Here is an 8,193-nt window from a genome sequence, read left to right as displayed (position 1 = left end):
CTTGCGATAGGCGCTGACGAGATCGGCGCCTTCGGCGACGCCGCAGGGATTGGCGTGCTTGACGATGACGCAGGCCGCGGTCCGAACAGGATCGAACTCGGCGATGCATTCATAGGCCGCATCGGTGTCGTTGATGTTGTTGTACGAAAGTTCCTTGCCCTGCAGCTGCCGCGCGGTGGCGACGCCGGGGCGCTTGTCCGGGGTGCGATAGAACGCGGCGGTCTGGTGCGGATTCTCGCCATAACGCAGCGCCTGGATCAGCCGTCCGCCGAAGGCGCGGTAATCCGGCGCCTCGGTCTTGAGTTCGTTCGCAAACCAGTTCGAGATCGCCGCGTCATAGGCGGCGGTGCGGGCATAGGCTTTTGCGGCGAGACGCCGGCGCAGCGGCAATGTGGTCGCGCCGGCATTCGCAGCGAGTTCGTCGAGCACGGCCTGGTAATCCTGCGGCTCGACCACGACGGCGACGTCGTCGTGGTTCTTGGCCGCGGCGCGGATCATCGCCGGGCCGCCGATATCGATATTCTCGATGCACTCTTCGAAGCCAGCGCCTTTGTCGACGGTGGCCTCGAACGGATAGAGATTGACCACCAGCAGATCGATCGGCGCGATGCCGTGGCTCTTCATCGCCTGCGCATGTTCGGGATTGTCGCGGATCGCCAGCAGCCCTCCATGCACTTTGGGATGCAGGGTCTTGACCCGCCCATCCATCATTTCCGGAAATCCGGTCAGTTCCGAAACATCCGTGACCTTCAATCCTGCCGCGGCAATCGCCTTGGCGGTACCGCCGGTGGAGACGAGATCGATGCCGTGGCCGGCCAGCGCGCGGGCGAATTCAATCAGTCCGGATTTATCGGAAACGGACAGCAATGCGCGGGTGACGCGGCGCGGATGGTCGGTCATAGCTTGATCCTAAATGGCAGGCCCGCCGGGTAGCACGGTTTTGACGGCCGCGAAACCGGTGCCGGCAACCGGGGATAGGTTGGCCACAATATTACAGAGGCAGTTCCGGCTCGCGGCGCGCGTTACGTTTCGCCGTGGTGGCCGAGGCCGACGCGCTCGAGCGCACGAAACTCCAGCGGATCGAGGAAACCTGCCGCGAGTCCTGGCGAATCACGATCTGGGCGGTGCGCCTGGGCCCGTCGTTTCCGGCCAGGAATACGCTGTCTTCGAGTTCGACCTTGTCGTCGAGGGCCTCGAAGGTCCAGACGTCGCGGTTGGGCAGCACCAGCATGACGCCGCGGGCGTCGCTGAGGCGGCTTGCCTTGACCGACGGATGAAGGTGAAACCGCAGCGCATAGTCGGTCTCGTTGCCCTTGATCCGCCCTCCCGGGGCCGGTGACAAAGTGTCCTCGCCGTCAACCCTCGCGCCGTCATGCGCCAGCATCAGCACCCGGCGATGCACCACGCCGAAGCGCTTGAGATAGCCGTCATGCGAGGTGGTCAGCAGTTCGCCATTGGCGACCACCTCGCGATAGCTTTCCACGTTGCCGGGCCCACCAATGATAGGCGCGCCCTGCAGCAGCCGCTTCATCGCCGATAGTTCGACGAACTGGCAGGACGAGGTATCGTGATAGGTCAGCGTCGAATGCGCCGCCGTGCCGCGCGCAAAACTGCGCCAATTGTCGCGGCCGGTCGCGGGCATGCCGCAATTGATGACGATCCGGCTTGGTCCCGACGATAATTCAAACGAGAGGCAGCCGGCATGGGCCTCATGGCTGAGATTCGGCGGCGGCGGCGGACCGGTATCCATGATGATGGTGGTGGCGCCGGCGTCGAGCCGCTGAAAGCCGCTGTGCGGCATGTGTGCCATCGGCGCGCCATGGGCATCGTCATAGGCAAGCAAGGTCGCCAGCAAATCGGAGGGCGCACTGCTCATGCCGTTGAACAGCGCGAAGCTGCCATCGCCGTGGCGGAAGAAGCGCAGCATCGGCATCATGCGGTCGATCGCGTTCAACAACGCCGGTGGCGGCGCAATGTTGCGGGCGGCGAAGGTTTGCCGCAGCGGCAGCAGGTCGATCAACAGCTCGATCAACGCGCCGGGGTTGCGCGAGATGTGTCCGCCGTCGGGCAGGATCTGGCGCTGCAATTCGTCGGACAGTTTTCGCGCGGCGGCGCGGATGTGCCGGGCCTGGTTGGCGAGGCAGAGCGAGGCGTAGCACAGCGCGATCAGCACCTGCAGCCGCGGCACGCCGTCGGGAATATCGAGCATGGTGTAGCGCAGATAGCGGATTTCGCGGGTCAGCCCGCGCAAATAGCGCCGATAGAATTTGCCGTCGGTGTCGCCGAGCACCAGCGGCGCCTGCGACAGCAGCGAGATCACGCGGCGCGCCAGCACATCGGCGCGGCGGCTGACCGGCCGCTTGTGTCCCGGATTTGAAATCCAGTCATCGACCAGCGAGCGCGCATTGGCGCGGGTCAGCGCGGTATCGGCCGCGCGCAAATGCCGCAGCCATCCAAAGCCGAGAAGCGCGACCTCCCAGTCCTCCGACGGCGGCTCGAGATCGAAGATCGAGCGTCCGTGGCAGGTCACGATCTTGCCGGCAAAAACAAAGCGGCCGGCATAGATTTCGGCCGCGCGGGTGGCGTCGGCGGTGCGCAGATCGTGCGGGGCGATGATCAGGCGATCGGTGCGGCCCGGCCACAGCCGCGACAGCGCCACCGAGCCACCGCTTGCACGCGCCATCGTGCTCCGCGCGAAACGGCCCAAAATCAGCGTCGAGATTCGTCTGCGGTGAGCGACCGACACGCCTTACCTTGATTGGGAGGATTCTTTCGCGAATCCTTTTAATCCGGAAACGCGGCCAAGACACCATCTTGAAACGGCGCGAATCAGCGTGAAGGCGTCGAAATGCAGTGCAAAATCAGGATTTAACCAGCCGCGCGGCGTAAAAGCCGTCGAGGCCGCCCAGCCGGGGGTCCGGGTGCGGCAGATGACAGGGCAGGGTACGCAAATCTCCCTCCGCGGTCAGGATTTCAGTGAGGCCAGCGACCTCGCTCGCCTCGATCGGGATGCGGTGCATCGCGGGTTCGGCAATCAGAAGTGCGGCGATGGCCTGCTCGCCCTCTTCGGGCTCCAGCGAACAGGTGCAATAGACCAGCATTCCGCCCGGCTTCAGCGCCGCGACCGCCTTTTGCAGCAATCGCTTCTGCTGCGCCGCCAGCGCGATGATATCGGACTCCTGCCGGAGCCAGCCGACATCGGGGTGGCGCCGGATCGTGCCGGTCGAGGTGCAGGGTGCATCGATCAATATGCCGTCGAAATCCCCATTGCTGTGCTGGCCGAGCCAGTCGGCGGCGTCAGCCACCGCGGTCTCCGCCTGAAGCGTCAGTCGCGCCAGATTGTCGCGCAGCCGCGCCATGCGGCTGGGCGAACGATCGATCGCGGTGACGCGCGCGCCGGCCTGTGCGAGCTGCGCCGTCTTGCCGCCGGGCGCGGCACAGAGGTCAACGATGGTCTTGCCGGCGACGTCGCCGAACAGGCGCGCCGGCAAAGCGGCGGCGGCGTCCTGTACCCACCAATGGCCCTCGGTGAATCCCGGCAGCATCGTTACCGACCCCTGCAGCAGCGTGCGCACCGACCCCGTCGGCAGCACTTCGCCATGCAGGCGTGTCGCCCACTGCTCGGCGTCGGACTTCACGGTCAGATCGAGCGACGGTTCCTGGCCGATCGCAACCGCGATGTCGCGCGCCACCGCCTCGCCGTAATGGGCGATCCAGCGTGCCAAGAGCCACGGCGGCACGTCGAGCGTCTGCGACTTCACTTCCTCGATCAGCGGGTGTCCCTCGCGGGCGCAGCGGCGCAGCACCGCATTGACGAGCCCGGCATATTTCGCGGCCCGCCGATCCGACTGCACCAGCCGCACCGACAGATCGACCGCGGCATGGTCGGGCACATCCATCCACAGGATCTGCGCGGCGCCGATCAGGAGCGCGCTTTGCGCGCGTGGGGCGTCGGTCGGGATGCCGCGATCGAGCAGCCGCGACAGCACATGGCCCAGCGTGCCCAATCGCCGCAAAATCGTTGCCACCAGGCGCCGCATCAGGGCGCGGTCGCGATCGGAGAGGCTTTTCAGCCCGGGATGCGCGGCGGCGCCGTCGAGTTGCTCGTCGAGCGTCCGGTGCTTGTGCAGCACGCCGTCAAGAATATCGGCTGCGATCCGCCGCGCCGCTAGACCAGGCACCTCGGATGGCAGGGCGAATCGTTGTGGGGGCATGGAGCGGGAGCATTTCGCAGTATCGGACGGCTTTTGCCGTCAAAAGGGAAAACACCTTTGGCAGCGGAATATGCCAAATGTAAGAATCGCCTTTATGACTTCATAGTTTGGGTGTGAGCTCATTGTCGAAACCTTGAATCGAGTGGACCAGTCCCGCGGCTGGAAATTGGCGATGACGGACGATTCTTCACAGCGTGTGACGACCGCACCCACACCGGCACCCTCGCCGGAACGGAAACCATTGTCGCCGGCGGCAAAACGCGCGCTCGCGGAGGCGGAGGCGCGCCGGCAAGCGGCGACAGCCGATGCCAAGCCTGTGCCGAAGGAATTCCAGGGACCGCAGGGCCCGGAACCGACCCGGTACGGCGACTGGGAAACCAAAGGCATCGCCTCGGATTTTTGAACCCTGCCAGCAAAGTCATTCCGGGGCGCGCACCAGCGCGAACCCGGAATCTCGAGATTCCGGGTCTGGTCCTTCGGACCATCCCGGAATGACAAAATTTCAGATCAGCGCGTGACCACCACCGTGGTGCCGACGGAAACCCGCTGGTACAGGTCGGTGATATCCGGATTCAACATGCGGATGCAGCCATAGGACACGAATCCGCCGACCGAACCCGGCATGTTGGTGCCGTGGATCGCGTATTCGCCGCCTGCCAGCGTCATCGCGGCGACGCCCATCGGATTGCGCGGCGAACCGCCGGCGATCACGTCCGGTATCGACGGCTTGTCACGCTTCACTTCCGCGGGCGGCGACCAGGCCGGATTGCGGTATTTGCCGTCGATCCGGGTGGTACCGGCCCATTGCTTGCCGGATTTGCCGACGCCGACCGGGTAGCGGACCGCATGGCCCTGATCGAGGATCAGATACAGGCGGCGTTCGTTGGTCCGCACGACGATGGTTCCCGGCGAATAATCACCGCGGACGCCGACCATTTCCGGGTTCGCCTGTGCGCCCGTCGTTCCCAGCATCCCCGCCCCGATGGTGGCCGCCAGCGCCACCGCGATCCTCAACCGCATCGTTTTCTCCAATTTCGTTTCCGCCGCCCGGTCCCGGACAGTCAAATCTCGACGCAAAACCCGCAAAATAGCGGCTTTACCCAAGCATTCTTACCCACGTATTTTTAACCGCGTGCGTTAACCAAACGCTTTCCGCGCGGGGTCAGGGGCTGGTTCCGCTGCAGCAGCAAAGGAAATGTTGCAAACAAAGTAAATGACCTGAAAACAACACTCGCCAGGAAACGTGCCGCAGCCGCAAGCTGCCCCTGACGATTGCGTGAGCGAGAACCGGTGTCCGGAGTACCGCGCGGCCGCGAGCGACGCGAAGCACGCTCGCTCCGCGCTCCACGCGGCGAGGGGCTGCCCGCCAATCGTGACGTCGCAATGTGCAGTGATTCCACCCTCACCCGAAATTCGCCAATGCGAATTTCGGCCTCACCGCAAGCCGAGCGAGGTTTGACGAGCACGGCTATGTTACGCCGACGCGTCCTTCTTGTTCTGGCGGTGCGCGACCAGATCGTCGACCACGGCGGGATCCGCCAGCGTCGAGGTGTCGCCGAGGCTTCCCGGTTCGTCCTCCGCGATCTTGCGCAGGATACGGCGCATGATCTTGCCGGAGCGGGTTTTCGGCAGCCCCGGCGCGAACTGAATCTGGTCGGGGGAGGCGATCGGGCCGATGTCCTTGCGCACCCAGGCCACCAGTTCCTTGCGCAACTCCTCGCTCGGCTCGGTGCCGGTCATCAAGGTCACATAGGCGTAGATGCCCTGGCCCTTGATGTCGTGGGGGTAGCCGACCACGGCGGCCTCCGAGACTTTCGCGTGCGCCACCAGCGAACTCTCGACTTCGGCGGTGCCCATGCGATGGCCGGAGACGTTGATCACGTCATCGACGCGCCCGGTGATCCAGTAGTAGCCGTCGGCATCGCGGCGGCAGCCGTCACCGGTGAAATATTTGCCCTTGTAGGTCGAGAAATAGGTCTGCTCGAAGCGGGCGTGATCGCCATAGACCGTGCGCATCTGCCCCGGCCAGGATTTGGCGATGCAGAGATTGCCCTGGCATTCGCCCTCCAGCACCTTGCCGTCGGCGTCGACGATTTCAGGCACCACGCCGAAGAACGGCGTCGTGGCCGACCCCGGCTTGAGTTTGGTGGCGCCGGGCAATGGCGTGATCAGGATGCCGCCGGTCTCGGTCTGCCACCAGGTGTCGACGATCGGGCAGCGCTCGTCGCCGACCACCCGGTGATACCATTCCCACGCTTCCGGATTGATCGGCTCGCCGACGCTGCCGAGCAGCCGAAGCGACTGGCGCGAGGTCTTCTTGACCGGCTCGTCGCCGCCCTGCATCAGCGCGCGGATCGCGGTCGGCGCGGTGTAGAAAATGTTGACCTTGTGCTTGTCGATAACGTTCCAGAACCGCGAATTATCGGGGTAATTCGGCACACCCTCGAACATCAGCGTGGTGGCGCCGTTGGCCAACGGTCCATAGAGAATGTAGCTGTGGCCGGTGACCCAGCCGACGTCAGCGGTGCACCAGTAGACATCGCCGTCATGATAATCGAACACATATTGATGCGTCATCGCGGCGAACACCAGATAGCCGCCTGAAGTATGCAGCACGCCCTTGGGCTGGCCGGTCGAGCCCGACGTATAGAGAATGAACAGCGGATCTTCCGCGTGCATATGCTCCACCGGGCATTCGCTCGTCACCATCTCGGCGGCTTCGTGGTACCAGAAATCGCGCGACGGATTCATGTCGATCTTGGCGCCGGTGCGCTTGACCACGATGACCCAGTCGACGCCGCCGCTCTTGTCAGCCATCTTGGCGATCGCGGCATCGACGTTGGTCTTCAGCGGCACCTTCTTGCCGCCGCGCAGTCCCTCGTCTGCGGTGATCACGATCTTGGACTGGCAGTCGCTGATGCGCTGGGCGAGGCTGTCGGGCGAAAAGCCGGCGAACACCACCGAATGGATGGCGCCGATCCGCGCGCAGGCCAGCATGGCGTAGGCGGCCTCCGGAATCATCGGCAGATAGATCGTGACGCGGTCGCCCTTCTTGACGTTGCGGGTGCGCAGGATGTTGGCGAACTTGCAGACCTCGTCGTGCAGCTGGCGATAGGTGATGTGCTTCGATTCGGCAGGGTTGTCGCCCTCCCAGATGATGGCGGTCTGGTCGCCGCGCTTGGCGAGATGCCGGTCGATGCAATTCCAGGCCACGTTGAGGACGCCGTCCTCGAACCATTTGATCGAAATATGGCCGGGCGCGAAGGAGGCGTTCTCGACCTTGGTGAAAGGCTTGATCCAGCCGATGCGCTTGGCCTGTTCGCCCCAGAAGCCGTTGGGGTCGCGGACCGAGTGCGCATACATGTCGCGGTATTTGGCTTCATCGACGAAGGCGCGCTTGGCCCATTCCGCCGGGACGCCGTAAATCTTCTCGGACATTTGTTACCCTCCACCCATCCGGCCAGTGCACGCGAACACTGCAAGCCGTTCTTTGTTGCAACGATTATGCGTCGGGCCCGATGGCGCCGACAAGCGGAACCAATAAGACCTTCGGCGGGACCCCCACCATGCGTTGGGTCAAATCGCGGGCCCAAGCGGATCGAGAAAAAAGCTTCGCGGGGGTGTCCCCCGGCCATCACGATCGCGTTTTCGGCGGGGCAGTATGCCGCAGTTGGGGGCCTCCCGGCGGGCTCAACGGTAACCAGGAACCGCGCCGCGGAGATCATAGGCTGGCGCTCCCGGCAATTACGCCCTAAATGGCCTCCCCGGGGCCGGACGGTCTGCCGGAACCAAACGACAAGAATCGGCATTACCGGAAGGCCAATCGGAGCAAGGCGTCTAAAGTCATGATGGATCAGCAGAATTTCGAGGCTACGCGGCCCGTTTCCGCCGACCAGCATGTTGTCGCGACGCCGGCCCATCCCGGCAGCGTTGAATCCCTGGCCAAGGGACTGGGCCTGAAGCTCGGCGACCAGAACGA

6 protein-coding genes are annotated in these 8,193 nt (G+C 64.3%); 1 reads left to right on the top strand and 5 read right to left on the bottom strand.

Features of this window, described 5'->3' with window-relative positions; translation table 11 throughout:
• The 3 genes from purH to ABR948_RS25895 form a co-directional block, all read right to left on the bottom strand.
• On the bottom strand, nucleotides 1-900 hold a 900-nt coding region (gene purH / locus ABR948_RS25905; protein WP_428123391.1), incomplete at its 3' end, for a bifunctional phosphoribosylaminoimidazolecarboxamide formyltransferase/IMP cyclohydrolase.
• 91 nt (nucleotides 901-991) lie between these two features.
• The gene (locus ABR948_RS25900) at nucleotides 992-2,707 is read right to left on the bottom strand and encodes a heparinase II/III family protein (RefSeq protein WP_428123393.1); all 1,716 of its coding nucleotides are present in this window, start codon (nucleotides 2,705-2,707) and stop codon (nucleotides 992-994) included.
• A gap of 154 nt (nucleotides 2,708-2,861) precedes the next feature.
• Complete coding sequence (locus tag ABR948_RS25895; RefSeq protein WP_424111559.1) at nucleotides 2,862-4,214, bottom strand: RsmB/NOP family class I SAM-dependent RNA methyltransferase; 1,353 nt, start codon at nucleotides 4,212-4,214, stop codon at nucleotides 2,862-2,864.
• 172 nt (nucleotides 4,215-4,386) lie between these two features.
• Between ABR948_RS25895 and ABR948_RS25890 the strand changes: the two genes are divergently transcribed.
• On the top strand, nucleotides 4,387-4,617 hold the full coding sequence (locus ABR948_RS25890) for a DUF1674 domain-containing protein (protein WP_428123389.1): 231 nt from the start codon (nucleotides 4,387-4,389) through the stop codon (nucleotides 4,615-4,617).
• 104 nt (nucleotides 4,618-4,721) lie between these two features.
• On the opposite strand, the gene ABR948_RS25885 is transcribed toward ABR948_RS25890, so the two are convergent.
• The gene (locus tag ABR948_RS25885) at nucleotides 4,722-5,234 is read right to left on the bottom strand and encodes a L,D-transpeptidase (RefSeq protein ID WP_424111561.1); all 513 of its coding nucleotides are present in this window, start codon (nucleotides 5,232-5,234) and stop codon (nucleotides 4,722-4,724) included.
• Nucleotides 5,235-5,687: 453 nt separating this feature from the next.
• Complete coding sequence (gene acs / locus ABR948_RS25880) at nucleotides 5,688-7,652, bottom strand: acetate--CoA ligase (protein WP_428123386.1); 1,965 nt, start codon at nucleotides 7,650-7,652, stop codon at nucleotides 5,688-5,690.
• Nucleotides 7,653-8,193: the final 541 nt, after the last annotated feature.

Source organism: Bradyrhizobium sp. (assembly GCF_050014615.1).
Taxonomy (GTDB): Bacteria; Pseudomonadota; Alphaproteobacteria; order Rhizobiales; family Xanthobacteraceae; genus Bradyrhizobium.
This window is presented reverse-complemented; position numbering and strand designations above follow the sequence as displayed.